Source organism: Aestuariibius sp. HNIBRBA575 (genome assembly GCF_040932005.1).
In the GTDB taxonomy this organism is placed as follows: domain Bacteria; phylum Pseudomonadota; class Alphaproteobacteria; order Rhodobacterales; family Rhodobacteraceae; genus CANLNM01.
Window position 1 is genome coordinate 1,669,325 of the sequence record NZ_CP162414.1, and the last position, 26,178, is coordinate 1,695,502.

The following is a 26,178-nucleotide window of genomic DNA, read 5'->3' on the forward strand; positions in this document are numbered from 1 at the left end:
AGGGCGCGGCCGGTTTGGTAGCGCTGTTGCAACAAACGATAGGACAACCCATGAAGCTGATCGAATATGCCGATGGCGAAATGATGATGATGGATCTGGCCAATATTTTGGCCGGCGAGTTGGAAAATGCGTTGTTCCAAGGCGACAAAGTCACCTTTGCGGTGCCGGGTGGAACCACGCCGGGTCCGATTTTTGATGTGCTCAGCGGTGTGGACCTGAATTGGGCCAATGTTCGGGTGATGTTAACCGATGAACGTTGGGTTCCTGAAACCTCTGACCGGTCCAACACGCGTTTGTTACGGCAGCGGTTTTTAACCGACCGTGCCGCCGCCGCGCAATTGCTGCCGCTATATGCCAATGCCGACATTCCAGAGGCGGTGATCAATGAATTAGAAGCCCAGATCGCGCCCGCATTGCCCATCGATATTTGCCTGTTAGGCATGGGGGCAGACATGCACACAGCGTCCATTTTCCCCGGTGCGGATCAATTACACGAAGCGCTGCATGGGGATGCGATTTTGGTGCCCATGCGTGCGCCCGGCGCAGGAGAGCCGCGGATTACGCTATCTGCCAAAGTGTTGAATGCAGCGATAAACAAACACATTCTCATCAAAGGCAATGACAAACGCGAAGCCCTGGAGGCTGCGCAAAAATTACAACCCGAAGACGCACCCGTTGCAGCGATCCTAAAGGGTGCAACAATCCATTGGGCCGAAAGCTAGAGGCAATTCAAAACCATGTTTGACACGCTGCGCAACCACCAGAAATCGATCGCTCATCGCCGCTTTGAAACCCTGTTTGACGCGCCCGACACCCCAGATCGTGCGCAGGATTTTTCAGCGCAAATGGGGGATCTGGTGCTGGATTATTCCAAAACCAATATCGACAGCGCCGCGCGGGACTTGTTGATTGATCTGCTGACCCAAACTGGTGTGGCTGAAAAACGCGACGCGATGTTTGCCGGTGCGCTGATCAATGAAACCGAAACCCGCGCCGTTTTGCACACTGCCTTGCGCAATCTGGATGGCGGCCCGGTTCATGTTGACGGCCAAGACGTCATGCCCGACATTTTGGAAACGCTCGACCGTATGGCCGCCTTTGCCGAGGTAGTGCGCGATGGGTCCTATATGGGCGCGGGCGGTAAAATTACCGACGTGATCAATATCGGTATCGGTGGGTCCGACCTGGGTCCGGCCATGGCAGTGAAGGCTTTGGCCCCATATGCGGACGGGCCGCGTTGTCACTTTGTGTCTAACGTTGATCCCTCTGATATTGCAGGTGTTTTGCGCGTTTGTGATCCGGCCACGACACTGGTGATTGTGGCCTCAAAAACCTTTACCACCATCGAAACCATGACCAATGCCCGCACGGCTATGGCCTGGATGAGCGATCTGGTCGGCAATCCCGGTCATCAATTTGCCGCCCTCAGCACGGCGGCGGATAAAACCGGCGCTTTTGGCATTGCCCCAGAACGGGTGTTTGGCTTTGAGGATTGGGTTGGTGGGCGTTATTCCATGTGGGGGCCGATTGGCCTGTCGCTGATGATCGCGATTGGACCGGATGCGTTCCGCGCGTTTTTGCGGGGTGGTCAGGCGATGGATCGGCATTTTTGCGCGGCGGACTGGCAGGAAAACCTGCCTGCGATGTTGGCTTTGGTCGGGATCTGGCACAATCAGGTCTGTGATTATGCCACGCGCGCCGTATTGCCCTATGATAACAACCTATTGCGCCTGCCTGCCTATTTGCAGCAGCTGGAAATGGAAAGTAACGGCAAAGGTGTCAGCATGGATGGCGCTGATTTACCGGTGCAGTCCGGGCCTGTTGTCTGGGGTGAACCCGGCACCAACGGTCAGCACGCCTTTTATCAGTTGATCCACCAAGGCACGCGGGTCATTCCCTGTGAATTTCTGGTCGCGGCCCGTGGTCATGAGGATGACTTACATCATCAACATCAATTGCTTGTCGCCAATTGCCTTGCCCAATCCGAAGCCCTGATGAAGGGGCGCGATCTGGAACAGGCCCGCGCAAAAGTTGCCGATAAATTCACCGGAGAAGAGTTGGAACGTCAAGCGCATCATCGGGTTTTCCCCGGCAATCGCCCATCTACGACGTTGGCCTATCCGTTGCTGGATCCGTTTATGCTGGGGCAGATTATCGCGCTATATGAACATCGCGTTTTCGTCGAAGGCGTGGTTCTGGGCCTGAATTCCTATGATCAATGGGGCGTTGAGCTGGGCAAAGAATTGGCCACAGCCCTGCAACCCATTGTTGAAGGGGCGGATGCATCCGGCAAAGATGGCTCAACCGCTAATCTGGTTGCGATGCTGCGTAAAAACGGGCTTTAGACCGCGCTGATTGCGCCATCTTGTTTGGTCAGGATGGTGATCAGGTCGGGTGTCAGCGCCATTTTGCCGCCTTCTGGGGCCAACAGAACCAAAACGGCATGTGACGTGGTGCACAAAACCGGCTGACCATCACGCAGCGCATAAACGGCATAATCCATGGTGAACGATGTGCGACGATAATCGCGCACGCGTGACGTAACCACGTAATCTTCGTTCATGTGCATTTCGCCCAGATAGTCGATGCCAACCTGACGAATGACAAATTTCGGCTGTCCGGGGCCAAAATAGGACAACTTACGCGCGGATAACCATGCAAGCCGGACATTTTCAAACCAGCTGAGATAGGCGGCGTTGTTCACATGCGCCAATGGATCCATGTCCGACCAATGGGTGCGATCCGCGATGCCAAAACTCCATGCATCCGTGATCCCCAGATTGGCCAGATCGGTTTTATCAAAAGGGGTGTGATACGGCACAGACATCGCGGATATTTCCATTGGACAATGGGAATGGGTAAAATTGGAGCGGGTAACGAGAATCGAACTCGTAACTAAAGCTTGGGAAGCTGCCGTGATACCTTTTCACCATACCCGCTCGCTGGGGTGGTGACTAATCCGATGGCTGTGGCGGGTCAAGTCGGATTGCACCTGACAATTTGATTTGAGGGCAATTGCGCCGACATGTGACGCCTTTGCCCTCAAAATGGGTCTTTAACCGCGGCGCCGTCGGCGCCGTCCACCTGCATTATCCCCGCCGCCAGTGTTAAAGTTCACCTGCGGCAGGGTCACAATCGCGGACAGTTCTGGGAATGTATCCGTGGCGTGGGGGATGGCATTGGCATTGACGAAATGCTCTTGGAATTTGGGTTCAATCGCGGTTTCGACTTTGGTGATCTCATGCACCATCGTTTCGATCTGGGCGCGTGCAGCGACGGAACACAGGGCGATCCGCGCGCCAGTGCCAGCGGCATTGCCCGCCGAAAACACTTGGTTCAATGGCGCATCTGGGATCATGCCCAAAACCATCGCATGTTTTGGCGAAATATGCGCGCCAAACGCCCCGGCCAACACCACGCGGTCCACTTTGTCGACGCCCATTTCGTCCATCAACAAACGCGCCCCTGCATAGAGCGCGGATTTGGCCAATTGGATGGCGCGAATGTCGCCTTGGGTCACGGTGATCAACGGTCCGCCATCGGCTGTGCCATCATGCAGGACGTAGGAATACGTGCGACCTTCAGGGATGTTGCGCGGCGTTCCGGTGGCTTCGGCCGATCCGATCAACCCGGATGGATCCAGCAGCCCCGCGATGCGCATTTCAGCCACCGCTTCGATAATGCCTGATCCACAGATGCCAGTGATGCCGGACACGGCGATGGCCGCATCAAAGCCGGGTTCGTCTGACCAGATGTCGCTGCCAATGACCCGGAAACGCGGTTCTTTGGTGACGGGGTCAATTTCAACCCGTTCAATCGCACCGGGGGCGGCGCGTTGGCCTGACGAAATCTGCGCCCCTTCAAAGGCGGGACCGGTGGGGGATGAACAGGCCAGAACGCGGGTTTTATCGCCCAGCAGAATTTCGGCATTGGTGCCCACATCGACGATCAACACCAGATCGTCGGATTGGCCCGGTTGTTCCGACAGCGCCACCGCAGCCGCGTCCGCGCCCACATGGCCGGCGATACAGGGCAGGATATAGACCTGCGCGGCCGGGTTGAGCGCGGTTAGGTCCAGATCGCGGGCCTCTATCGATAGGGAATTTGAGGTGGCCAAGGCAAAAGGCGCCTGACCCAATTCCACCGGATCGATGCCCATCAACAGATGATGCATGACCGGATTGCAGACAAAAACCGCCTCTAGGATTTGATCAGGGGAAATGTCAATTTGTTCTGCAATTTCAATGGATAGCGTGTTCAATGCTGCGCGCACGGATTTGGTCATTTCCTGATCGCCGCCCGGGTTCATCATCGCATATGACACCCGACTCATCAGGTCTTCTCCGAACCGGATTTGCGGGTTCATGATACCAGATGAGGCCGCCACAGACCCGTCGCGCAGATCGGTCAAATGCGCGGCGATGGTGGTCGATCCCAGATCAATTGCCAAACCGTAGGGCGTGGAATCGTCATAGCCGGGGGCAACATTAATCAGCGTGTGATGCGTGGCGTTATGGCCTTTGTGCAGGGTCACAGTGACCTGCCATTTGCCTTTGCGCAGGGCCGGTTGCAGGCCGCGCAGAACCGAAATTGGCGCATGAATATCGGTGATCTGCCATTGATCCGCCAAGGCCGCAATCAGCCGTTCCAGATCACCAGTGGGTTCATGCATATCCGGTTCGGCCACATCCACGACAACCTGACGGATTGCGGGATCCATCGCCATCGGGCGGGCATCCACGGCTTTGCGCACAACTTGGCGGTGGACCTGACTTTCTGGGGGCACATCAATCACAACGTCGCCCTGAACCGCCGCCTGACAGCCCAGCCGCCGCCCATCCAGCAGGCCGCGTTTGTCCTGATAGCGTTGCTCAACCGCGTTCCAGTCGCTCAGCGCATCCGGCTGAACCGTAACGCCATGTTTGGCAAATTCACCATAAGACGGCGTAATCTGACATTTCGAACAAATACCACGCCCGCCGCAAACGGAATCCAAATCCACCCCCAATTGACGGGCGGCGGTTAGAATAGGGGTCCCAATCGGGAAATTCCCGCGCTTGCCAGACGGGGTAAAGATCACAAGTGGGTCGTTGGTCATAATATCGGCCTTTGATCACGGTTTTGGGCAAGATAGGTCAACACGTTCCCGAGCAAAGTTAAAAACGCGTCCTGTCAGTGTCGCTTAACGTCATTTATGGCTGGTGCCAAACCATTCCATCACGCCTGTGATGACATCCGGCCCCCAGAACCAAACCACCAGCGGAAAGGGCAGGGTGGATATCCCAATGGCCAAAACCGTCACCCATGGTGTGAAAATCCGCGTAATTCCGGCGATCACCGCGATACCGCCACCCCCGCCCAACAAGGCGTTGCCCGGCAGGTTAAACAGCAACCCCATGGCGATATAACGATGTGACGTCGCCAAGGGACGCAGCCATTTAGGCAGGTTTTGCCTCAGATGATCCAGCCGATTGGCCTGTGGCACATCGGCAAAACGTTGGATCAACAGACAGGCGCGGCGCATCCTGAAATCAGCGAAAAATTGATATAAACGGTCATGTGACAGCATATAACCGGCAAAAAACGCCAGGGTCAGCCCGCCAAACGTCGCCAACCATACCCAAGGCGCGGTTTGCGGCCCCATCATGATCACCACGCCAATTCCTATTTCGATGCCAGGCACAAATGGCAGGCTGATCAGCAGTGCATAAACCAGCATCACCAAAACAAAGGTTGTGGCCGACCCGCCGCTTTGCATCATCATGATCCATGAAATGGACCAATTGGCCAATGCAATCACAGCCCCAGCAACACAAAGCCGCACCAAAATCCGCCCTGCAGATTGGCGCCATGGTGGTGGGATAAATTCCGCATCCCGGTGTGGTCCATTTTCGATCATAGGGGCATCTTGCGCGACAATGGTCCAAATGACCCGTTCAAATCATCTTTTTCAATGAAAAGTATAAAGAATGCTAATTTCCAGCCCCGTTCTGTGCAAAGGGGGTTCCACAGATCGGGTTTCCGTGAAATAGCGACGTGCCAAACGATGCCATCCAAGGAGTATTCCCCATGGAGATTCGCGAGGCTCTCACCTTTGACGATGTCCTACTTGTGCCAGGCGCTTCTAGCGTTCTGCCATCCACCGCAGATACCCGCACCTGGGTGACGCGCAGTATCGCGCTGAACATTCCGTTGCTATCCTCAGCGATGGACACCGTCACCGAAGCGAAAATGGCCATTGCCATGGCGCAGGCCGGTGGCATGGGCGTGATCCACAAAAACCTGAACGTCGAAGAACAAGCCCGCGAAGTGCGTCGCGTGAAACGGTTCGAAAGCGGGATTGTTTATAATCCGATCACATTGACCGCGGATCAGACATTGGCGGATGCCAAAGCATTGCAAGAACGTTATCGCGTCACCGGTTTCCCGGTTGTGGACGGGCAGGGCCGCGTTGTTGGTATCGTCACCAACCGCGACATGCGGTTTGCCACTGATAATGACACGCCGGTTTCCGTGATGATGACCAGCAACGATCTGGCCATGCTTCAGGAACCCGCCGATCTGGAAGAGGCCAAATCCCTGATGAAGTCCCGCCGGATCGAAAAATTGCTGGTCAGCGATGGCGACGGCAAATTGACCGGGCTTTTGACGCTAAAAGACACCGAAATGGCCGTGCTGAACCCAACCGCCTGCAAAGACGATCTGGGCCGGTTGCGCGTGGCGGCTGCGTCTTCGGTTGGGGATAGCGGTTTTGAACGCACCCAAGCGTTGATCGATGCCGGGGCTGATATTGTGGTGATTGATACGGCCCATGGCCATTCGCAGGGTGTTTTGGATGCGGTCACACGCGCCAAAAACCTAAACAGCAACGTGCAGATCATCGCCGGTAACGTGGCCACTGGGGCGGCCACGCGGGCGTTGATTGATGCAGGCGCAGATGCGGTTAAGGTGGGCATTGGCCCCGGATCGATCTGTACAACACGTATGGTGGCCGGTGTGGGTGTGCCGCAATTGACGGCCGTTATGGATTGCGCAAATGCAGCCGGCGACACGCCGATTATCGCGGATGGCGGCATTAAATTCTCGGGTGATTTTGCCAAAGCCATCGCCGCGGGCGCGTCCTGTGCCATGGTTGGATCGATGATCGCAGGTACGGATGAATCCCCCGGCGAAGTGATCCTATACCAAGGCCGGTCGTTTAAATCCTATCGCGGCATGGGCAGCCTTGGCGCAATGGCGCGCGGATCTGCGGATCGGTATTTCCAAAAAGACGCGGCCAGCGACAAACTGGTCCCCGAAGGCATCGAAGGCCAAGTGCCCTACAAAGGCTCTGCCAATGCGGTGGTTCACCAATTGGTCGGCGGTCTGCGGGCGGCGATGGGCTATACGGGCTGTGCCACCGTTGATGAAATGCGCAAAAACTGCAATTTCGTCAAAATCACCGGCGCCGGTCTAAAAGAAAGCCACGTGCATGATGTTCAAATCACGCGCGAAAGCCCGAATTATAGGATCGGATAATGACACCAGCCGCGCGGGTCGCCGCAGCAATCGAGATTTTGGATCAGGTGATCGACGGACAGTCTGCGGAACGTATTCTGACCGGTTGGGGCCGCCAAAATCGCTATGCCGGGTCCAAGGACCGCGCGGCTATTCGGGACTATGTTTACGACGTGTTGCGCCATATGCGCAGCTACGCCGCCATGGGCGGGGATATGTCGGGCAGGGGGCTGATGATTGGGGCGTTGCGCGCCAATGATATCGATCCCGAAACGATGTTTACCGCCATCGGGCATGCGCCCAGCGAATTGACCGACACAGAGCGCAATTTCACAGCACCTACCCTGTCCGAAGGTGAAGCTTTGGATTGCCCGGATTGGTTGCTGCCCTATTTCAAATCCGGCTTGGGCGCGGATTTTGAACCCTCAATGCGGGCCGCGCAAAACCGCGCTCCGGTGTTTTTACGTGTCGCAACAGCGCGCGGCACCCGCCAAGAGGCGATGGACATTTTGGCCATCGATCAAATCACCACACAGATGCATCCAGATGTGGATACCGCCTTGGAAGTGTTGGAAAATCCCCGACGCGTTGCCCAATCCGTGGCCTATCTGGATGGCTTGGTTGATCTTCAGGATGCGGCCTCTCAATCGATCTCCGCGTTGTTGCCGCTGGCCGAGGGCGACCATGTGCTGGACTATTGCGCAGGTGGTGGTGGCAAGGCGCTTGCGCTCTATGATATCACCCGTCGTCCGGTTCATGCCCACGACATCGACGCCAAACGTATGACGGATATCCCTGTGCGGGCCGAACGGGCTGGCGCGCAAATTCATACCAAACTAAAGGCCGATCTGGGCACCTATGATCTGGTCTTGTGCGACGCGCCCTGTACGGGCAGCGGCACATGGCGGCGTGATCCGCAGGCCAAATGGCTGCTGACGCCTGACGGCCTAACAGAAATGACTAACCTGCAAAAACAGGTGCTGGACGACGCAGCACCCTTTGTGAAACCGGGCGGAGTGCTGGCCTATGCCACCTGTTCGGTGTTTTTGGAGGAAAACCAATCCGTCATAGACACGTGGCTGTCCCAAAACCCCACTTGGACAATTGAAACCCAAACAAAAACCGCGCCATCCGAACGGGGCGATGGGTTCTTTGTTTGTGTGATGCACCATAAACTTGGTTAATCACCCCAGTAAATGGTCATCGCAACTATAGGTTGCAAAGAATTGATTCTACGGTAATACTTAAACTTGTGATCGCAGATTAATGCCGGGTTAAGATTTATGGTGTCCAGTTGACCAAGATCGAATCGAAGGGGGATTGCGAGTGACACAGGCCGAATTGCCCGTCCAGTCCACCTTGACTGGAGTTGACCGTATTGTACCGCGCGTCGGTATTATCTTAGCGTTGGCTGTTGGCATGGTGGCGGCAAGTTTCTTTGTCGGGGATGTTCTTATGGAACTGGGGCTACAAATCGCAGGCGGTGTGCTGGCGACGACCGGCGCATTCGTCGGGGTTTTACGCCTATTGCGAACGAAACGCCGTGCCGTGCTGGTGGAAACCGTTAAGCGGCTGATCGAACACGAAAACGCCGCAGGATTTGTCACCGATTTTGAGGGAAAAATCCTATCTCAAAACCTGTCCGCACAGGGTCGGTTTCGCGATCAGTCACATGATACGTTGTCATTCTGCCTGTCAGATTTGTTCGCAAATCCCGGCGCCGTTTTGTTTCGCCTGCAATCCAAAGCCCAAGCTGTGGGTGCTGCACGCGAAGATTTGGTAACCCGTCGCGGTCATGTCCGTTTATCCGTCCAAGATGCAGGTGAATCCATATTCGTCTGGCGTTTGGACGATGTTGTCGAAAAAATGGGGGCGGGTCGCGGCGCAGATGCGCTTGGGTTGCCCATGCTCACTGCTGGGCCATCTGGAACGATCCTTTATATGAACGAAGCGTCGCGTCGTTTGGTCGGTGGGCGCGCCAAAAGCCTGGATCGGGTTTTTGCAGAGCAGCCTTTGGTGTCCGGGCAATTGCATCAGGTCAAAGGTGTTGACGGTTTGGTTGATTGCCTCGTTGCCGAGCTACGCGGCAATGGCGGACGCCGTGAAATCTATCTTTTGCCGGGCGAAGCAAGTACGCAGATGCGCGGTGTCGCCGCGGCATGGGACGCAGTCGAAGATTTACCCGTGCCATTGCTGAAAATCGCAGTTACAGGCGAAGTTGTCGGTTCCAATCGCGAAGCGCGCCAATTGCTAAACAACCAAATTCCAAACGGCACCCGGCTTGCTGATTTGATGGATGGTTTGGGCCGCCCAATCGTCGACTGGCTACGCGAAGCCGCAGAAGGACGCGTCGCCCCATCGCCAGAGTTTTTGCGCAGCACAGGAGATCGGCAGGACACCTTTGTTCAAGTGATGTTAAACCCTCTTGAGGGCGAAGAAAGCTGTAACCACGTCATCGCCGTGCTTAATGACGTAACAGAGCTAAAGTCATTGGAAGCGCAGTTCGTCCAAAGCCAAAAAATGCAAGCGATTGGTCAATTGGCCGGTGGTGTCGCCCATGATTTCAACAACCTTTTGACAGCAATATCAGGGCATTGCGACCTTTTGCTACTTCGTCACGATCAAGGAGACCAAGATTACGGTGATCTGATCCAGATTCACCAAAATGCCAACCGTGCGGCCAGTTTGGTTGGACAATTGCTTGCCTTTTCTCGGAAACAAAACTTGCGTCCCGAACTCTTGGATTTGCGCAATACTTTGTCCGATCTCACGCATCTGCTGAATAGGTTGGTCGGTGAAAAAGTCACGCTGACCCTCAATCATGATCCGGGTCTATTAAATATCCGCGCCGACAAACGTCAGCTGGAACAGGTTATGATGAACTTGGTCGTGAATGCCCGTGACGCAATGGCGACGGGTGGTGAAATTCGTGTAGAGACTGAAAATTCGACGCTCAAACAACCTTTGGAACGGGATCGGGCAACGGTCCCACCGGGCGATTATGTCATTGTACGCGTTGTGGATGAAGGATGCGGAATTCCTCCCGAAAAGCTGCCTAAGATTTTTGAACCTTTCTACACAACAAAGCGCACGGGCGAGGGGACTGGCCTAGGCTTGTCAACGGCTTACGGGATTGTGAAACAGACAGGTGGCTTCATTTTTGCCGACAGTTCGGTTGGAACAGGATCCGTTTTCACGATCTTCCTTCCTGCCTATGACATGCCGGTTCCAGTTGAAAACACAAACGATCGTCCAGAAGACCGAGGCCGTCTGGCCGTGCAAAAAGGGGACGGGGTTGTGTTGCTGGTCGAAGACGAAGCACCGGTTCGCGCCTTTGCTTCGCGGGCTTTGCGCCTGCGTGGCTACACTGTTTTAGAGGCTGAGAGTGCAGAAGCAGCATTGGATATGCTTGCGGATCCAGAACTGAGTGTCGACATCTTTGTGACGGATGTCATCATGCCGGGAATGGACGGTCCAACCTGGGTCAAAAAGGCGCTTGTTACCAGACCAGATACCAAGGTTGTGTTCGTTTCTGGCTATGCAGAGGATGCATTTGGTGATGATCAGGCAGGGGTTCCAAACTCTGTTTTCCTACCCAAGCCGTTTTCTCTCACAGATCTGACCAGCACAGTTCAAGAACAACTGCACTAACGATTTAGGTTCCGACGGTGTTTGCGCAGCCTGTCAGTGCTGCGTAATCATCTTCGACAACAAACACCGAAAACGCCTTTAGGAACTCGGACATGCGACCTTTGGATGTGAACTGATCGTTGAACCCAAATGTGTCTAAATACGGGGTTAAAGCACGCGCCACACCTCCGACCAAATATATGCCTTGATAAGGAAGGTGGGTTAGCGCCAAATCGCCGCAAACACGACCTAATATGTGGACGCAAGTTTTTACAGTCATCCGTGCATATTTATCATCGCCACGTGCACAATCCTGCATGATCTGATGCGACGTTTTGCGAGACCCGTCTTCGCGGGCATGCCAAGCATATACTTGCTCTAACCCGCGCCCGGATAGGACCTCTTCGACCGATGCGAATCCTGAACCTGTCGCCAAATGATCCCGCATATTCAAATCCTGTTCAGAATAAACCGGCAACGAAATATGTCCGCATTCAGAAGGGACAACAATTGTTGATTGTGCTGAATTGTGAACCGGTGCTGCGTTAAAACCAGTCCCAATGCCCACAACCAGCTTTGCACCATCGGTGCTTTGAGTGGTTCCGCGCATTATGGATTTCAGGTTTTTCGCCGGAATATCAGACAATGCATGCCCCTGCGCCTGCAGATCGTTAATCACGGATACAGATGAGACATTAACTGATTTGGCCAAAGAATCCTTTGTTATTCGCCAATTGAGGTTGGTCAATTCGGTCACATCGGGCAACACCATACCCGCCACCGCGACACATAGGGCAGATATATCAACCTCAGAATTGTGCCTCAAAAACTCAATCAAAACAGCATCTAGGCTAGGGTAATCTGCGTTTTTGAACCGCTTGATCGACGCGTTTTGAACAATGCCATCAATTGCAAAAGCAACACGTGAATTCGTTCCGCCAACATCGGCAACAAGGATATGAGTAGGTGTTTCAGTCATGTCATTTCAAATGTTAGCGTTATCAGTTCTTAGCAGATAAAGGCTCTGCTCGGTTCGGGCAAGGTAGATCACAAAGGAGCAGGGCCCGTCGAGGTGCCAACGGTTAATTCTGCTTCTAACAATTTGTGAACCGGTCCTTCTGTAGGTGTGTTGATTTGATGGATCAACATATCGCCTAAACAACGGCCGGCGTTTCGAACCGATGATTTAACCGAGGTAAAGACAGGAATATCCCCGTCGGTCTGCAGATAAGATAAACAATCGTCATGGGTGATCACACTGATGTCGCGCCCCATTTTTTGCCCTGAATCTTCGATTGCGCGCCGTGTGCCAAGCGCACAAATCATTGATGAACACAAAAATGCGGTTGGTGGATCGGATAGGTTCAGTATATCCCTAGCGGATCTATACCCGTGGGCTTCGGTCATTTCATCGCTGCGCATCAGGGCAGGGTCAACTGCGACACCCCAGGTTTTCAACGCCGTTTCATACCCGGTGCGCCGTCGATACGCGAAATCCATAATTTCATACCCGTTGATTAAACCTATCCTTTTGTGCCCCAAATCCAACAGATACGAAGTCGCCTGTTCAAAAGAGCTGCGACTGTTCACATCAACCCACGAATAAGGACCCGTTTGATTGCTTGATCGGCCATGCACCACAAATGGCATGTCCAGTTTTCGCAACAAATCAATGCGTGGGTCATCCATTTGCGGCCCATGCACAACCACGCCATCTACCGAGCGGCGCATTTTTAACTTTGTGTAAATGTCGCTTTCACTGCCGTGATCAAACAGGGACAGGTGCATATCATACCCATGCCGCGCATAAGATTCCCCCGCACCAGCGATAAAATCGCCAAATACCGGATTCACCATCTCATGCTTTTCCGAAACGGGAATCACATGACCAATCGCCATAGAACGCCCCGTTGCAAGGCTTTTGGCGCGCGTGTTGGGGCTATATCCATATTGATCAGCAACCATTTGAACACGTTGGCGAGTCGTTTCGGACACTTCCGGAAAGCCATTTAACGCCCGACTAACTGTTGTTTGGCTTAATCCCAAAATGTTCGACAGTTGTTTCAAGTTCATGGGCGTCTCACCAAAGCGATTTGAATACCTTCAGTTAGGGCAGTTTTTACACCCGATGTCAAAATGGCAACCCCTTTCGAAAACTGATTAACGCTGATCAATATTTTGCCCGTAACAGGTTTGGTGGCGCCATTGGGGTGTGGAACCCGCGATTTTGAGCTTGAAAACATTGCCATGCATCAAATTTCTGTCGATTTGGACAACCACGCAAAGGCGATTAGCAAGGAAGAGCAATATGGCTTTTTCTGATCTTTGTATTATCGTTCCGAAACACGATCCATTTCGGACCGGTGTTTTCCCTTAGCTTTGGGCTGGATATGACTGATAACAAACTGAAAAATGCACTTGCAGACAATGAACTGCAACGGGGGATTTGGCTGACATTAGGATCGATGGCAGCCGCTGAACTGGCAAGTAAAACCGGGTTTGACTGGTGCCTCATCGATGCGGAACATGGACCAAATGGATTGGCCCAAATCCAGGGGCAATTGATGGCCTTGGCAGGATCTGACACACAGACCGTAATTCGAGTGCCGGTGGGACAGGATTGGGTTCTAAAACAGGTGTTGGATTTAGGGGCCCAGAATATTCTGGTGCCTTTGGTCCACACCGCCGAACAGGCACGTCAGATTGTTGCGGCAACGCGCTATCCACCAAATGGCACGCGTGGCATGGGGGCGACGCTTGCACGTGCCTCTGGATATGGCAGCACCCCCGATTATGCCAAAACGGCCGATAAAAACATCTGCGTCATGGTTCAAGTTGAAAGCGTCGAAGCCGCTGAAAACATTGATGGAATTGCAAACACCGAAGGCGTCGATGTGGTGTTTATCGGGCCTGCTGATTTATCTGCGGATATGGGGTTTCCCGGGCAATATCGCCATCCTGACGTTTTGGTAGAAATCGAACGGCTCACCACACGCATTTTGGCTGCGGGCAAAACGGTGGGTGTGGTTTGGTTTGATCCAGACCATGCCCGCGAAGCTGTCGCCCAAGGGGCCCGTTTTGTCGGATTGGGGTCTGAAACCTCAACCCTGATGGCAGGGTTGAGGCAGCTTTCAGAACTGGATTTATCCTAGCAACTGTTTAGGCGCGGCGGCGACGACGGCCACCGCGTCCGCCCTTATCTTCACCCGGAGCTTTGTTGGTGCGGATCCATTCCGCGCCTGAATCATCGTTATCGGTCAAGAAGTTAGCTGCGCGGATCGCTTCCATTTCTTTGCCAGCGCGGGGTTTGGTCGACCCCAGCCCAAACATCTGGCAGAATGCTTCGTCATCCAAACCGTCCGGCAAAATAATCCCTGCAGCTTCAATCGCAGCTTTCTTTTCGGCGATTTTCTTGGGGCCGACGGGCAGGGCGACCGGGTTCATGATCGCACTGGTCATGCCAGATGCCATTGCCATAGGCAAAAACGCGTTGTTGATGCCATGCCGGTTGGGTAAACCAAAGGAAATATTGGACGCGCCACAGGTGGTGTTTACACCCAATTCTTCGCGCAGACGCCGCACCAACGCAAAGACCTGCAAACCCGCAGTCCCCATTGCGCCAATTGGCATAACCAACGGATCGACAACGATATCATGGGCCGGAATGCCAAAGTCGGCGGCCCGTTCAACGATCTTTTTGGCCACAGCGAACCGCACATCCGGGTCCTCAGAAATGCCTGTGTCATCATTGGAAATTGCCACAACGGGGACGTTGTATTTTTTGACTAACGGCAGCACCATTTCCAGACGTTCTTCTTCGCCGGTGACCGAGTTGAGCAAAGGACGGCCCTCGGCAGCGGCCAGTCCGCGTTCCAATGCGCCGGGCACCGAACTGTCGATACAAAGCGGGGCGTCGGTGACGGCCTGAACCACATTGATCAGTTTTTCCATCAGGGGTGGCTCAACAAAGTTGTTGTCCGCATAGCGCGGATCTTCGGCCATTTTGTTGGAAAACACAGCGCCAGAATTGATGTCCAGCACGGTTGCACCAGCCGCAACTTGAGCGATTGCATCTGCTTCGACGCGGCTGAAATCATCCATTTCCAACTCTGCGGCCAGAATTTTACGGCCCGTTGGGTTGATCCGCTCGCCAATGACACAGAACGGCTCGTCAAAGCCGATGATCGCGGTTTTAGTCTTTGATTCTATGACGGTACGGGTCATTCTTTATCCTTGGATTGGGGTGACTGGAACGCCAGAAGCGCCGCCATTTTCTTGGGTCCACTTGGCATTTGTTTTGATCCCACCCAGTGGGAAGAAATGCACAGAAGCGATGTTAAAGTCGGGATTGGCCGCTTTGTGTTCAGCCAAATCAGTGAGGAATTCTGTGGGTTCATAGGGCAATAGCAATTTGGATACATCCATGGCCCGTTTTTGCAGCACTTTCAATGATGCACCCACGCCGCAAGCGATTGCGAATTTGATCAGCGTTTGCAGTTTGGCAGGGCCAGCCGTACCGATATGAATTGGAATATCAATTCCCGCGTCAGACAGCGCATTTGCCCATTCAATCACCGGCCCGGATTCAAAACAGAACTGCGTGGCCAGCGCCATTTTGGCATCCGTCCGCTCGCTGAATTTCTGTTTCCAAACAAGTGCTTCGCCAACGTTTTTATCAGAACCATCTGGATCGATATCTTTGTTGCCTTCGGGGTGACCGGCCACATGCAGATTTTCAAAACCGGCTTTGTCAAACAGGCCAGTTTCCAACAATTGCATGGAGGAATGGAACGCGCCTTGTGGTTCGGACACGCCACCGGCCAGCAGCAACGCTTGTTTGACGTTAGCTTCGCCTTGGTAACGGGCGATCCAATCGGCCAAGGTGGCCTGATCCTTGATGATCCGCGCTGGAAAATGCGGCATCACGTCATAACCTTCGCTGGCGATGCGGGCGGCGGTGCTGACCATTTCTTCGATGGGGGTTCCATCAATATGGGCGATGTAAACACGGCTGCCAGCGGGCAACAAAGCGCGAAAATCATCAACTTTGGCGGCCGTGCGCGGCATCACCTCGATCGAAAATCCCTTCAGGAATGCTTCTAACTCTGCCGAAACCGGAGCAGGCGCCTCTTTGCGGCGGAAATTCAAAAGAGCCATAATTCTCTCCTTCAGGGTGGGGGGCAGGCCTGTCTGGCTCATGCCCACCCGTCATTGGCAATCAACGTCTTAATGCGTTCGACGTCATATTCCGCGTCCAGCCGCGCGGCCTCGGCCTCGGCGACGGATTGATCATCCCCTTCGATTTCATAGGCCGGGGCTTTGCGCCATTCAGCCAGATAATCATCGGTTTCCGCGGCGCCGGTTTTCATAGCGGCGCGGTCAATAGCCTGTTCAAACCGTTCCGGTAGCTGGATTTTTGCCGCACGCCGGCCTTTGCCGACGATAACTTGTGCGGGGATGTCGCGCCAATAAACGAGTGTGACCAGAGCCATGTGATTCTCCGTTGCAGATGATCATTTCTAATCTGCGTTATTTTTAATCCGACGTTCGTTTTCGACATTCGCCCGCCAATGAACGACCAACCCCCTATCGCGATTGCCCTGTTATGCGCCAGTGCAGTGTGGGATCGAAATGTTCATGACAATCATGAGCCAGCCGATGATCGCAAAAAGTGATCGACCTATTCATGACAGACCTGTGACAGAGCTTGCCAGATGGGGATGTCCTGCCTAGATTAAAGGTAACTCGAAATGGAGGGCGTAAAGATGGCGCCCAAGCGTCCCAAAGGTGCGGGCGCGTTCCCAATAGCGGTCGAAAGCCCCGCGCCAAATCCGCCTGATCCATTGTCGTTATATGCGGCTCTGGATTTAGGTACCAATAGCTGTCGCATGTTGGTTGCCCAACCCAAAGGCAATCAGTTTCATGTGATCGATAGCTTTTCTAAATCCGTACAATTGGGCCATGGGCTTGAAAGTACGGGACGATTGTCGCGTGCGTCGATCAACCGAACGGTGCATGCCATTCGGATCTGCAAACAAAAGCTAAAGCGGCATAATGTGGATCGGATGCGATTGGTCGCAACCGAAGCCTGTCGTCGTGCGCGCAATGGCGAACGATTTATCCGCCAGATCCGCCATGAAACCGGTCTGCAGTTGGAAATCATCAAACCCGAAGAAGAAGCGCGTCTGGCGGTGGTGTCCTGCGCGCCTTTGGTGTCGACGAAAACCGAACAATTGCTGGTGGTGGATATTGGTGGAGGATCAACGGAACTGGTTTGGATCGACCTGACCAAAGTGCCGCCACTGGAACGCCCGCGTGCGATCATGCGGCTTCATGCCGGATTTATTCAGGACCCCGGCGTGTTTCCCGCTGCCAAAGTTGTCGACTGGATTTCCGTACCATTGGGTGTGGCCACGTTGCGCGATCAATTTGCCGATGTCGAAGATGACAGCGCACGGTTTGCGCTTATGTCCTGGTTTTTTGAGGAAAACCTGTCTGAGTTTTCACCCTATGCCCATGAACAAGCCCGGGACGGGTTTCAGATCATTGGCACATCCGGCACCGTGACCACCGTGGCGGCCAGTCATCTGGGGCTGCGCCGTTATGATCGCAACAAAGTGGACGGATTGCGCATGACATCCGATCAGATTGATGCGGTGATCCAGGATTATCTGTCACTTGGTCCACAGGGCCGCAAAGCAGACCCCCGGATTGGCCGGGATCGTCAGGCTTTGATCATGTCGGGCGCGTCGATTTTGCAAGCTTTGATGCGGGTTTGGCCCACGGATCGGTTAACCGTTGCGGATCGTGGCCTGCGCGAAGGTCTGCTTTATCAGCAAATGTCGGCCGATGGTGTCTTGGAAGGCGGCGCTTTTTAAGATAGGGCAGGCGCTTGCGATGCGCAGGCGACCTGCCAGAGTGGCAAAGGAAATCAGATGGCGAAAAAAGAAAAGAAAAGTTCCGGACGCGGATTGCGTGATTTGACCGTCAAAGTCAAAACCGCGCGTGGTCGGAAAATGTCATCGACTTTGTGGCTGCAACGTCAGTTGAACGATCCATATGTATCGCGCGCTAATGCCGAAGGGATGCGTGGACGCGCTGCCTATAAAATATTGGAACTGGACGATAAATTCCGGTTCTTGGTGCCCGGTGCGCGGGTGGTTGACCTGGGCTGTGCGCCGGGCGGATGGTTGCAGGTGGCTGTGCCGCGGATCAACGCATTGGGCGACAAATCCGGCAAGAAAGTCGGCACATTGCTTGGTGTCGATTTGCAAGAGGTCGAAGCCGTCGCAGGCGCCGAGGTACATCAATTAGACTTTATGGAAGACGACGCCGATCAAAAAGTCAAAGACTGGCTGGGCGGCAAGGCGGATGTTGTGATGTCCGATATGGCCGCATCTGCTTCGGGGCATAAACAGACCGATCATTTGCGCATCATGGCCCTTTGCGAGGCCGCCGCATATTTCGCCTTTGACGTTCTGGACGAAGGCGGCACCTTTGTGGCCAAGGTTTTGGCCGGGGGCGCCGAAGGTGATTTGCAAAAATTGCTGAAACAGAAATTTACCAAGGTTGTGAATGTCAAACCCCCGGCATCCCGGTCGGATTCATCGGAAAAGTTCGTCGTGGCAACCGGATTTCGGGGCTGAACCTGCGCGCCGATTTGTCCCGCCCACGGGTCTTGACGATCTGTGCGCCGCATCTATGGTAGCGCAATCATATCCATAGGGGGGATACTATGCGCAGCATTCTGGCGATTGATCAGGGCACCACATCCACGCGGGCCATTCTTTTTGATGAAAAGATGCAGATCACGCATACAGCGCAGCAGGAATTCCCCCAACATTTCCCGCAATCCGGCTGGGTCGAACATGATCCCGTTGATCTGTGGACAACCACGCTGGCCACATGTCGCGACGTGATTGCCAAGGCAGGTATTTCCGCCACAGACATCGCCGGGATCGGCATCACCAATCAACGCGAAACCACCATTGTCTGGGATAAATCCACAGGCGAACCGGTGACCAATGCCATCGTTTGGCAGGACCGACGCACTGCTGCGTTTTGTGACACGCTCAAATCCGAAGGCTTTGAGGCAGAAATTACCGCCCGCACCGGATTGTTGGCGGATCCCTATTTTTCGGGCACGAAACTGGGCTGGGTTTTGGACAATGTTGACGGCGTGCGCGCCCGCGCTGAGGCCGGCGAATTGCTGTTCGGAACAGTTGATTGTTACCTGATCTGGAAATTGACCAACGGCACATCGCACGTCACCGACGCCACCAATGCCGCCCGGACGATGCTTTATAATATTGTAGATGGGGAATGGGACGCAACCATCTGTAAGCGTTTGAATATCCCCATGAAAATGCTGCCCAAAGTTCTGGATTGCGCCGCTGACTTTGGGGTTGCGGACGCCGAATATTTGGGCACAGACCTGCCTATTCTGGGGGTCGCCGGGGATCAGCAGGCCGCCACATTGGGGCAGGCCTGTTTTGAGCCGGGCATGTTGAAATCGACCTATGGGACGGGTTGTTTTGCACTGTTGAACACAGGCGATCAGTTGGTTGCCAGTAAATCACGCTTGTTGGGCACCATTGCCTATCAGATAGATGGCAAAACCACATATGCGTTGGAAGGGTCGATTTTTATCGCAGGGGCCGTGGTTCAATGGTTGCGCGATGGGATGAAAATGATCGCAGATGCAAGCGAAACCCAAGCTTTGGCAGAAGCCGCGGATGAAGGCCATGAATTGTATCTGGTTCCTGCCTTTACCGGCATGGGCGCGCCTTATTGGGATGCGGAATGTCGAGGGGCCGTTTATGGCCTCACCCGCGCGTCTGGTCCGGCTGAATTTTCCCGCGCAGCATTGGAAAGTGTCGGGTTTCAAACCCGCGATCTGTTGGATGCGATGAAGGCCGATTGGGCTGGGTCATCCGATGACAGTGTTTTGCGCGTCGACGGCGGCATGTCCGCATCCAACTGGGCGATGCAGTTTTTGTCCGACATTATTGGCGCGCCCGTGGATCGCCCGGTTGTGCGTGAAACCACCGCATTGGGTGTGGCTTGGTTGGCGGGGATGCGGGCCGGGATTTACCCGGATCAGGCTGGATTTGCACAAAACTGGGCACTGGATCGCAAATTTGAGGTTAAAATGGACGCATCCACACGGGATCGCCGCTATGCAGGCTGGCAGGACGCCGTGTCGCGCACATTAACCAAACCTACCTAAACATCTGGCGGGGTCATTTCTGACGCGGAAATCGGAATGGTGCCATTTGCCGCCTTTTCGCAGGCCAAATAGGCAACGCCAAACCCCACAGAACTGCTGGGATGATGCACGGTCGCGTCATCCATATGGGTGCGTTTGATCGTTTGCCCCTGTAGGCGCACATAATAGGTCACATATCCCGAATAGCCGCCAAACCCATTGCGCGCATTGATTTCACCACACACAATTTGATCCCCATTTTCCATCACATAGGTGGTCAAATTGCGAAATTGCGCGCTGTCGGGATCGCGCAGCTGATGGGTGATCGCGGCTTGGGCAAATTGGACCTGCGCATCGGGCAGGGTTGCTGGCTGGGTCAGGACCGGAACAGAAGCACCGCACCCTGTTAGCATCCCCCCCACGAACAGCAATGTCATTTTTGATATGGTGCGAATTCCCATTTCCGGCCTCCTGTTTGACCAGAAGTGAACCGTATACTCGGTTAATGATGGGTTAATGGCCGGTTAATGATCCGCAAGACGTCGATATTCACGCAAGGTCATATCGTATTTGGCGTGAATAATGGATTTGGCGCGCAGCATCACATGTTGTTCAGGCGAGGATAGTTCAACTTTATCCGCCCCATGCGCCGCCAATCCAGTAGCGATCAGATCAAAGTGGGCGGCATCAATTTGACCATCACATCCGACACCAGAACTGTTGTCAAAGATGTATCCTGCTACCGACCCAAGGTGGAACCGTGGCCGTGTTAGGTCCCAATGGTGCAGGAAAGTCCGAATTGGTTTTGGGCATCTCTTGGGTACTGCCCCTGACGATTTGTCTAGCCAAAAACAAAGGCATTTCGAACCCGCAATATATTTTCGAACTTTTTCCCACGCGCAAGTTCATCAACCAATTTGTCGAGATAGCGGATTTCTTGCATGAGCGGGTCTTTGATCTCTTCAACTCTAACGCCACAAAACACACCTGTGATCAAACGCCGTTTTGGGTTTTTCGCGGGTGCCTGCGCAAAAAAGGCTTCGAAATTACGTCCATCTTCCAGCGCGTTTTCCAGACCCACTGCATCATATCCCGTAAGCCAGAATATAATCTCATCAAGTTGGGCTTTGGTTTTTCCTTTTTTCTCAACTTTGCCAACAAGCAAGGGATAAACCTTGGCAAAACGCATCTCAAAAACCTTGGAAGTCATGATCGCCGTCCTCCTGAACGCCATCATAATGGACATTTCAGTATTTTGTGCACCAGGTCCGGGTTTAGCGTGCAAAGCAACCCCTAAATGGCGGTCAGCGATGTTGCGCGTTTAATGGCGGAGAGACAGGGATTCGAACCCTGGGTCCCCGTGAAGGGACAACGGTTTTCGAGACCGCCCCGTTCGACCACTCCGGCACCTCTCCGCGAAGGGTCTGGATGCGTCGTGTAATCCCGTGTTTAAAGAGGCGCAAGGCCCAATTCACGAATTCTGCACGGCTTTGTGACAAAGCTACGCTGAAAACAACGATATAACCAATTGGTGGGGTTTGCATTTGATGGCATCCCCCCCAAATGACAGATCAGATTGTGCGTAAAGCGTCTGGATTGAAAGGAAAACTATGTTTGGATCTCGCCTTTTTGCACGGTGGATGGTCAAGCTGCCCATGCTGGCTTTGGTTGCTGGGTTTTCGGGCCTGCAGATGGCCAATGCACCCCAAGCATTGGCACAAACAGCGGTGCAAACCGACAGACAATCCGACAGATTATATACCGCGCTGGACCTGGCTGGCGTGATCGACATCATGCAACAAGAGGGGATCGCCTACGCAAGCGAGCTTGAAACCTCGATGTTCCCGGATCGTGGCGGGGCAGCGTGGCAGGACGTTTTACAACAAATCTATCGTGTTGATCTGATGAATGCCCATGTTCAGGGCGCATTCGCGCATTTGCTGAGCGACAAGGACATTCAAGACGCCATTACGTTTTTTGACAGCGATTTGGGGGTGCGGATCGTGACATTGGAAATCTCCGCGCGCCGCGCCATGTTGGATTCTGATGTGGATGCCACAGCGCGGGAAACGGCGATGATTGCGGTGATGGATGAAACCCCACGTGTGGAATTTCTGCGCCGTTTCATTGATGAAAATGACCTGATCGAAACCAATGTGGCTGGCGCGATGAATTCTAATTTCGCGTTTTATCAGGGGCTGATTGCCGGCGGTGGCTTTGACGGGGATCTAAGCGAGGATCAAATTCTAAACGATGTTTGGTCACAAGAACCCGATATTCGCGCCAGCACGCAGGAATGGCTGATGGCCTATTTGTTGTTGGCCTATGATCCGCTGAGCGATGAGGAACTGGGTCAATATCTGGCATTCACGCAAACCCCCGCTGGAAAAGCCATGAACACGGCGCTCATGCGCAGCTTTAACGGGTTGTTTGATCAGATCAGTCACGCATTGGGCCAAGCGGCTGCACAGCAAATGCAAGCGTTCGATTTATAGCCCTTTTTGTGATCCTCGTGGGGGCGTTGTCACCGGCCATACACCATCAACGCCACCACCAACGCGCCGACATTGGCCGTATAAATCCCGACATCGCCCTGCAATTGCACAATGCGGGCAGGGCGGTCCTCAGCGGGCACTTGGGCAATGTCCATCGCAGTGCTCAGATGCGGGCCCGATCCAGCCTGAATGTCATGGATCATTTCCGCATGGTGTGATTTAACATAAACCTCAACCGCGCCGCGTCTTTGTTGATAAACCGCATTTTGGGCCGCGCTGGTGCCTGCGTGAAACGGCCATAGCAATGGATTGCCCAAATGGTTGGCGCCATCGCTACAGGCTGTGACCAAAAGGATCGGAATTAAGGGAAAAAGGCGCATTTGAACCTCGTTTGAGGGGTTGACTTGAACCCCAGATGGTCAGATAAGCCACCGTCCCGGCAAGTGCTTTGTTTGGGGCTATGCGATTATTCGCTTATTGCCGCATATTGCGGTGCATTGAAATGAATGTCCTGAAATGGGCACGCAGTCCACGGGTGGCGATGTTGGAAACAACCGCCATGAACACCAAAACCGGCAACGGTAAAGGGACCCCAGAGACGCGGGATACGAAGGAAGACAAGATGTTTGCGGTTCTAAAAACCGGCGGCAAGCAATACAAAGTCGCAAGTGGCGACGTACTGCGTGTTGAAAAGCTGGCTGCAGATGCGGGTGAAACCATCCAATTCAACGAAATTCTGATGGTAGGGTCCACTGTTGGCGCTCCGTTTGTCGAAGGGGCAGGCGTGCAGGCCGAAGTGATCGACCAGATCAAAGGCGAAAAGACAATCAACTTTGTGCGTCGTCGTCGTAAACACAGCTCCAAACGCACCAAGGGCCACCGCCAAAAGCTGACCCTGCTGCGCATCACCGAGATTCTGGAATCTGGTGCGGACAAAACCGGTGTCAAAGCAGCCGTTGGTGGCACTTTGAAATCCGTTGCTGACGCTCCGGCCACTGCCGCAGCCAAGCCCGTCAAAAAAGCCGCGAAGAAAACTGAGGCACCTGCCGCAGCTGCAACCGCTGGCGCTGACGATCTGAAAAAACTGTCTGGCGTTGGTCCGGCTCTTGAGAAGAAATTGCTCGCCGGTGGCGTGACATCTTTTGCTCAGATCGCCGCATGGAACGCAGATGATATTGCCAAGTTTGACGAAGTGCTGTCCTTTAAGGGCCGCATTGAACGTGAAGGCTGGGTAGAGCAAGCCAAAGAACTGGCTAAAGGCTAAGGAGAGACCTAATGGCACATAAAAAAGCAGGCGGTTCATCCCGTAACGGTCGCGACTCAGCTGGTCGCCGCCTTGGTATCAAAAAATTCGGTGGCGAAACTGTCATCCCAGGTAACATTATTGCACGTCAGCGTGGCAACAAATGGTGGCCGGGTGAAGGCGTTGGTGAAGGTAAAGATCACACAATCTTTGCAACTTCCGAAGGCGCAGTTTCCTTCCGTAAAGGCTTTAAAGGCCGCACATTTATTTCGGTTCTTCCGGTGGCGGAGGCCGCTGAATAAGCCGAACCTAAATTGGTGAAAAAATTAGGGGATCGGCAATAGCCGGTCCCCTTTTACGTTTTCGTCAACAAAGTTGTGTTGAAGCGTTGTTGACGAGGTTTTCATGATTACGTGGCATGTACCTGCAATCCGGAAGAGGAGCCGTTGCGCAGGATTGGCCAGAAGGAGGAAAGAGCAATGATGTTGGATAGAGTAACAAATCAGGCAGATATCGAAACGCCGCGGTTTACGCTGCGCCCTTTGCGTCGATCTGATTCTGGTTTGGTGGAAATGTATGCCGCCGACGAACGCGTCGCCCGTATGACCAAGGATATTCCACACCCGCTGCCCCCCGGCGCGGTTGCAGCGATGATCGAAAAAGGCATGAAACCTGATCGCGACGAAGATATCTGGGTCATAGACGGATTGCGCAGTGATTTTAGCGAAGTGATGGGCCTTATGGTTCTGAAACCGCTGGAACGCAAACAATCCGAAGTGTCCTATTGGATTGCGCCTGCATTTTGGAACACCGGCATCGCCACCGAAGCGGTGACTGCGTTGATTGCGGCCAATCCGCAGAAAAACGATCAGATTTTCGCAGAGGTGTTTCAGGACAATCCGGGTTCTGCCCGTGTGCTGACCAATTGCGGTTTTGACTATCTGGGCGACGCCGAAGCCGTGTGTGTATCACGCGACGCGACTGTCCCGACATGGACCTATATTCGAAAGATGTGAGTGATGGCTGTTCCCACTTTGACCACCACGCGGCTCACACTTCGGCCCTTGGTGGTCAAAGATGTGGACGCAATTACGGATGCCTTAAGCGACTTTAACATCACGCGCTGGTTGACCAACGCGCCGTTTCCCTATGCCAAATCCGATGCGCAATGGTTTGTGCAACATGTCGCCAACCATCCAGACGACATGAACTGGGCCATTGATGCGGGGGACGGTCTGATCGGGATGATTGGGGTGAAACCGGATCTCGGCTATTGGTTGAATGCCAATAACCACGGTCAAGGGATCATGACTGAGGCCGCAAATTGCGCGGTGGCCTGGTATTTTCAAAATTTTTCCAAGCCGTTGGCGTCTGGGCATTTTCAGGGCAGTCACGCATCGCGGGCCATTTTGACTAAGCTAGGGTTTCATGACACCCATGTGGAACAAGTGGTGCCCAAAGCGACAAATGCAGAAATCACCCTGCACCGCATGTCGTTAAGCCAATCCGATTGGGCGAACCAAAATGACTGACGATATTATACGCACCGACCGGCTGTTTCTGCGGCCACTCGCCCATAGTGACATCGCACGGCTGATTGCCTTGGCGTCAAACGAACATGTCGCCCCGATGATGAGCTCGATCACCCTGCCTTGGCCCCATAACGCCGTCAAAGACTGGATTGATCGCGCCCAATGGCGCAATGGTCCATCGGGTCGTTTGGGCGTGTGTCTATTGGATGGCACGTTGATCGGATCGGTGGGCGTGTCCCCGGGCGATGCCATTTGCGGCTATTGGCTGGGACGCGATTATTGGGGGCAGGGATACGCCACCGAAGCCATGGGCGCGATCATCGATCATTTGGTTGACCAGCATGGGCTCACTCATTTTGAGGCGGATCATTTCTCTGATAATCCCAACTCAGCCAAAGTTCTGCTCAAACTGGGTTTTAAACCCACCGGAAACACGTCCCTTGGTCAAAGCGCCGCCAGAACAGAGCCATCAACATGTGTGGAATACGTCCTGAACCGGGCCCCAAACCCGCAACAGGCTTGAGCAACCCCAAGCAATAGCGTATCGCCTGCCCAACCAAATCCGAAAGAAGT

The 26,178-nt window shown here is 53.9% G+C and carries 26 protein-coding genes and 2 tRNA genes; 15 read left to right on the plus strand and 13 right to left on the minus strand.

Annotation, left to right across the window (positions count from 1 at the left end):
- Positions 1-50 precede the first annotated feature (50 nt).
- On the plus strand, positions 51-722 hold the full coding sequence (pgl, locus tag AB1F12_RS08460) for a 6-phosphogluconolactonase (protein WP_368183444.1): 672 nt from the start codon (positions 51-53) through the stop codon (positions 720-722).
- 15 nt (positions 723-737) lie between these two features.
- Positions 738-2,345, plus strand: a complete 1,608-nt coding sequence (pgi, locus tag AB1F12_RS08465; protein WP_368183446.1) for a glucose-6-phosphate isomerase — start codon at positions 738-740, stop codon at positions 2,343-2,345.
- Here the strand turns inward: pgi and AB1F12_RS08470 are convergent.
- The 4 genes from AB1F12_RS08470 to AB1F12_RS08485 form a co-directional block, all read right to left on the minus strand.
- Entirely contained in the window at positions 2,342-2,827 is a 486-nt protein-coding gene (locus tag AB1F12_RS08470; RefSeq protein WP_368183447.1) for an acyl-CoA thioesterase, read from the minus strand. The two genes, pgi and AB1F12_RS08470, sit on opposite strands and share 4 nt — an antisense overlap.
- Positions 2,828-2,865: 38 nt before the next feature.
- Positions 2,866-2,939: transfer RNA gene (locus tag AB1F12_RS08475), tRNA-Gly, on the minus strand.
- 116 nt (positions 2,940-3,055) lie between these two features.
- Complete coding sequence (locus AB1F12_RS08480; protein ID WP_368183449.1) at positions 3,056-5,098, minus strand: ASKHA domain-containing protein; 2,043 nt, start codon at positions 5,096-5,098, stop codon at positions 3,056-3,058.
- 90 nt (positions 5,099-5,188) lie between these two features.
- Positions 5,189-5,899, minus strand: coding sequence for a hypothetical protein (locus AB1F12_RS08485; RefSeq protein WP_368183452.1), 711 nt, complete (start codon positions 5,897-5,899; stop codon positions 5,189-5,191).
- 170 nt (positions 5,900-6,069) lie between these two features.
- On the opposite strand from AB1F12_RS08485, the gene guaB reads away from it, so the two are divergent.
- From guaB to AB1F12_RS08500, 3 genes are all read left to right on the plus strand, one after another.
- The gene (gene guaB / locus AB1F12_RS08490) at positions 6,070-7,518 is read left to right on the plus strand and encodes an IMP dehydrogenase (protein ID WP_368183454.1); all 1,449 of its coding nucleotides are present in this window, start codon (positions 6,070-6,072) and stop codon (positions 7,516-7,518) included.
- Complete coding sequence (locus tag AB1F12_RS08495) at positions 7,518-8,681, plus strand: RsmB/NOP family class I SAM-dependent RNA methyltransferase (protein WP_368183455.1); 1,164 nt, start codon at positions 7,518-7,520, stop codon at positions 8,679-8,681. Before guaB ends, AB1F12_RS08495 begins: the two co-directional genes overlap by 1 nt.
- A gap of 235 nt (positions 8,682-8,916) precedes the next feature.
- On the plus strand, positions 8,917-11,148 hold the full coding sequence (locus AB1F12_RS08500) for an ATP-binding protein (protein WP_368188317.1): 2,232 nt from the start codon (positions 8,917-8,919) through the stop codon (positions 11,146-11,148).
- Between the two features lie 4 nt (positions 11,149-11,152).
- Here AB1F12_RS08500 and AB1F12_RS08505 read toward each other — a convergent pair whose 3' ends face one another.
- Together AB1F12_RS08505 and AB1F12_RS08510 are read right to left on the minus strand one after the other, a co-directional pair.
- Positions 11,153-12,106: a glucokinase gene (locus AB1F12_RS08505; protein ID WP_368183457.1), complete on the minus strand. Its 954-nt coding sequence runs from the start codon at positions 12,104-12,106 to the stop codon at positions 11,153-11,155.
- Positions 12,107-12,174: 68 nt separating this feature from the next.
- Positions 12,175-13,200, minus strand: coding sequence for a LacI family DNA-binding transcriptional regulator (locus AB1F12_RS08510; RefSeq protein ID WP_368183458.1), 1,026 nt, complete (start codon positions 13,198-13,200; stop codon positions 12,175-12,177).
- Between the two features lie 317 nt (positions 13,201-13,517).
- On the opposite strand from AB1F12_RS08510, the gene AB1F12_RS08515 reads away from it, so the two are divergent.
- Positions 13,518-14,279 carry an HpcH/HpaI aldolase/citrate lyase family protein gene (locus tag AB1F12_RS08515; protein WP_368183461.1) on the plus strand — a complete coding sequence of 254 codons (762 nt, stop codon included), beginning with the start codon at positions 13,518-13,520 and terminating at the stop codon, positions 14,277-14,279.
- A gap of 7 nt (positions 14,280-14,286) precedes the next feature.
- Here AB1F12_RS08515 and AB1F12_RS08520 read toward each other — a convergent pair whose 3' ends face one another.
- Genes AB1F12_RS08520 through AB1F12_RS08530 form a run of 3 tightly spaced genes read right to left on the minus strand, consistent with a single transcriptional unit; the run spans position 14,287 to position 16,619 of the window.
- Positions 14,287-15,351: a methyltetrahydrofolate cobalamin methyltransferase gene (locus AB1F12_RS08520; protein ID WP_368183462.1), complete on the minus strand. Its 1,065-nt coding sequence runs from the start codon at positions 15,349-15,351 to the stop codon at positions 14,287-14,289.
- 3 nt (positions 15,352-15,354) lie between these two features.
- The gene (locus AB1F12_RS08525; protein WP_368183464.1) at positions 15,355-16,284 is read right to left on the minus strand and encodes a methylenetetrahydrofolate reductase; all 930 of its coding nucleotides are present in this window, start codon (positions 16,282-16,284) and stop codon (positions 15,355-15,357) included.
- A gap of 38 nt (positions 16,285-16,322) precedes the next feature.
- Positions 16,323-16,619, minus strand: a complete 297-nt coding sequence (locus AB1F12_RS08530) for a virulence factor (RefSeq protein ID WP_368183465.1) — start codon at positions 16,617-16,619, stop codon at positions 16,323-16,325.
- Between the two features lie 273 nt (positions 16,620-16,892).
- Between AB1F12_RS08530 and AB1F12_RS08535 the strand changes: the two genes are divergently transcribed.
- From AB1F12_RS08535 to glpK, 3 genes are all read left to right on the plus strand, one after another.
- Positions 16,893-18,005: a Ppx/GppA phosphatase family protein gene (locus AB1F12_RS08535; protein ID WP_368183468.1), complete on the plus strand. Its 1,113-nt coding sequence runs from the start codon at positions 16,893-16,895 to the stop codon at positions 18,003-18,005.
- A gap of 57 nt (positions 18,006-18,062) precedes the next feature.
- Positions 18,063-18,773, plus strand: coding sequence for an RlmE family RNA methyltransferase (locus AB1F12_RS08540; protein ID WP_368183469.1), 711 nt, complete (start codon positions 18,063-18,065; stop codon positions 18,771-18,773).
- 89 nt (positions 18,774-18,862) lie between these two features.
- A complete protein-coding gene (gene glpK / locus AB1F12_RS08545; RefSeq protein WP_368183470.1) occupies positions 18,863-20,356 on the plus strand; it encodes a glycerol kinase GlpK in 1,494 nt (497 codons plus the stop codon).
- On the opposite strand, the gene AB1F12_RS08550 is transcribed toward glpK, so the two are convergent.
- The 3 genes from AB1F12_RS08550 to AB1F12_RS08560 all read right to left on the minus strand — a co-directional run bounded on the left by AB1F12_RS08550 (position 20,353) and on the right by AB1F12_RS08560 (position 21,750).
- Positions 20,353-20,796, minus strand: coding sequence for a hypothetical protein (locus AB1F12_RS08550; protein ID WP_368183473.1), 444 nt, complete (start codon positions 20,794-20,796; stop codon positions 20,353-20,355). The genes glpK and AB1F12_RS08550 overlap by 4 nt on opposite strands.
- Positions 20,797-21,176: 380 nt before the next feature.
- Entirely contained in the window at positions 21,177-21,545 is a 369-nt protein-coding gene (locus AB1F12_RS08555; protein ID WP_368183474.1) for a DUF2200 domain-containing protein, read from the minus strand.
- 115 nt (positions 21,546-21,660) lie between these two features.
- Positions 21,661-21,750 (minus strand) — tRNA-Ser (locus AB1F12_RS08560).
- A gap of 195 nt (positions 21,751-21,945) precedes the next feature.
- On the opposite strand from AB1F12_RS08560, the gene AB1F12_RS08565 reads away from it, so the two are divergent.
- The gene (locus AB1F12_RS08565; protein ID WP_368183475.1) at positions 21,946-22,830 is read left to right on the plus strand and encodes a DUF2059 domain-containing protein; all 885 of its coding nucleotides are present in this window, start codon (positions 21,946-21,948) and stop codon (positions 22,828-22,830) included.
- A 29-nt stretch (positions 22,831-22,859) separates the two neighbouring features.
- On the opposite strand, the gene AB1F12_RS08570 is transcribed toward AB1F12_RS08565, so the two are convergent.
- Positions 22,860-23,210 carry a hypothetical protein gene (locus AB1F12_RS08570; RefSeq protein WP_368183477.1) on the minus strand — a complete coding sequence of 117 codons (351 nt, stop codon included), beginning with the start codon at positions 23,208-23,210 and terminating at the stop codon, positions 22,860-22,862.
- A 242-nt stretch (positions 23,211-23,452) separates the two neighbouring features.
- Between AB1F12_RS08570 and AB1F12_RS08575 the strand changes: the two genes are divergently transcribed.
- From AB1F12_RS08575 to AB1F12_RS08595, 5 genes are all read left to right on the plus strand, one after another.
- Positions 23,453-24,094: a 50S ribosomal protein L21 gene (locus AB1F12_RS08575; RefSeq protein ID WP_368188318.1), complete on the plus strand. Its 642-nt coding sequence runs from the start codon at positions 23,453-23,455 to the stop codon at positions 24,092-24,094.
- A gap of 11 nt (positions 24,095-24,105) precedes the next feature.
- On the plus strand, positions 24,106-24,375 hold the full coding sequence (gene rpmA / locus AB1F12_RS08580) for a 50S ribosomal protein L27 (RefSeq protein WP_368183479.1): 270 nt from the start codon (positions 24,106-24,108) through the stop codon (positions 24,373-24,375).
- Positions 24,376-24,552: 177 nt separating this feature from the next.
- Entirely contained in the window at positions 24,553-25,089 is a 537-nt protein-coding gene (locus AB1F12_RS08585; protein ID WP_368183480.1) for a GNAT family N-acetyltransferase, read from the plus strand.
- A gap of 3 nt (positions 25,090-25,092) precedes the next feature.
- A complete protein-coding gene (locus AB1F12_RS08590) occupies positions 25,093-25,605 on the plus strand; it encodes a GNAT family N-acetyltransferase (RefSeq protein ID WP_368183483.1) in 513 nt (170 codons plus the stop codon).
- Complete coding sequence (locus tag AB1F12_RS08595) at positions 25,598-26,128, plus strand: GNAT family N-acetyltransferase (RefSeq protein ID WP_368183486.1); 531 nt, start codon at positions 25,598-25,600, stop codon at positions 26,126-26,128. The genes AB1F12_RS08590 and AB1F12_RS08595 overlap by 8 nt, the downstream gene beginning before the upstream one ends.
- Positions 26,129-26,178: the final 50 nt, after the last annotated feature.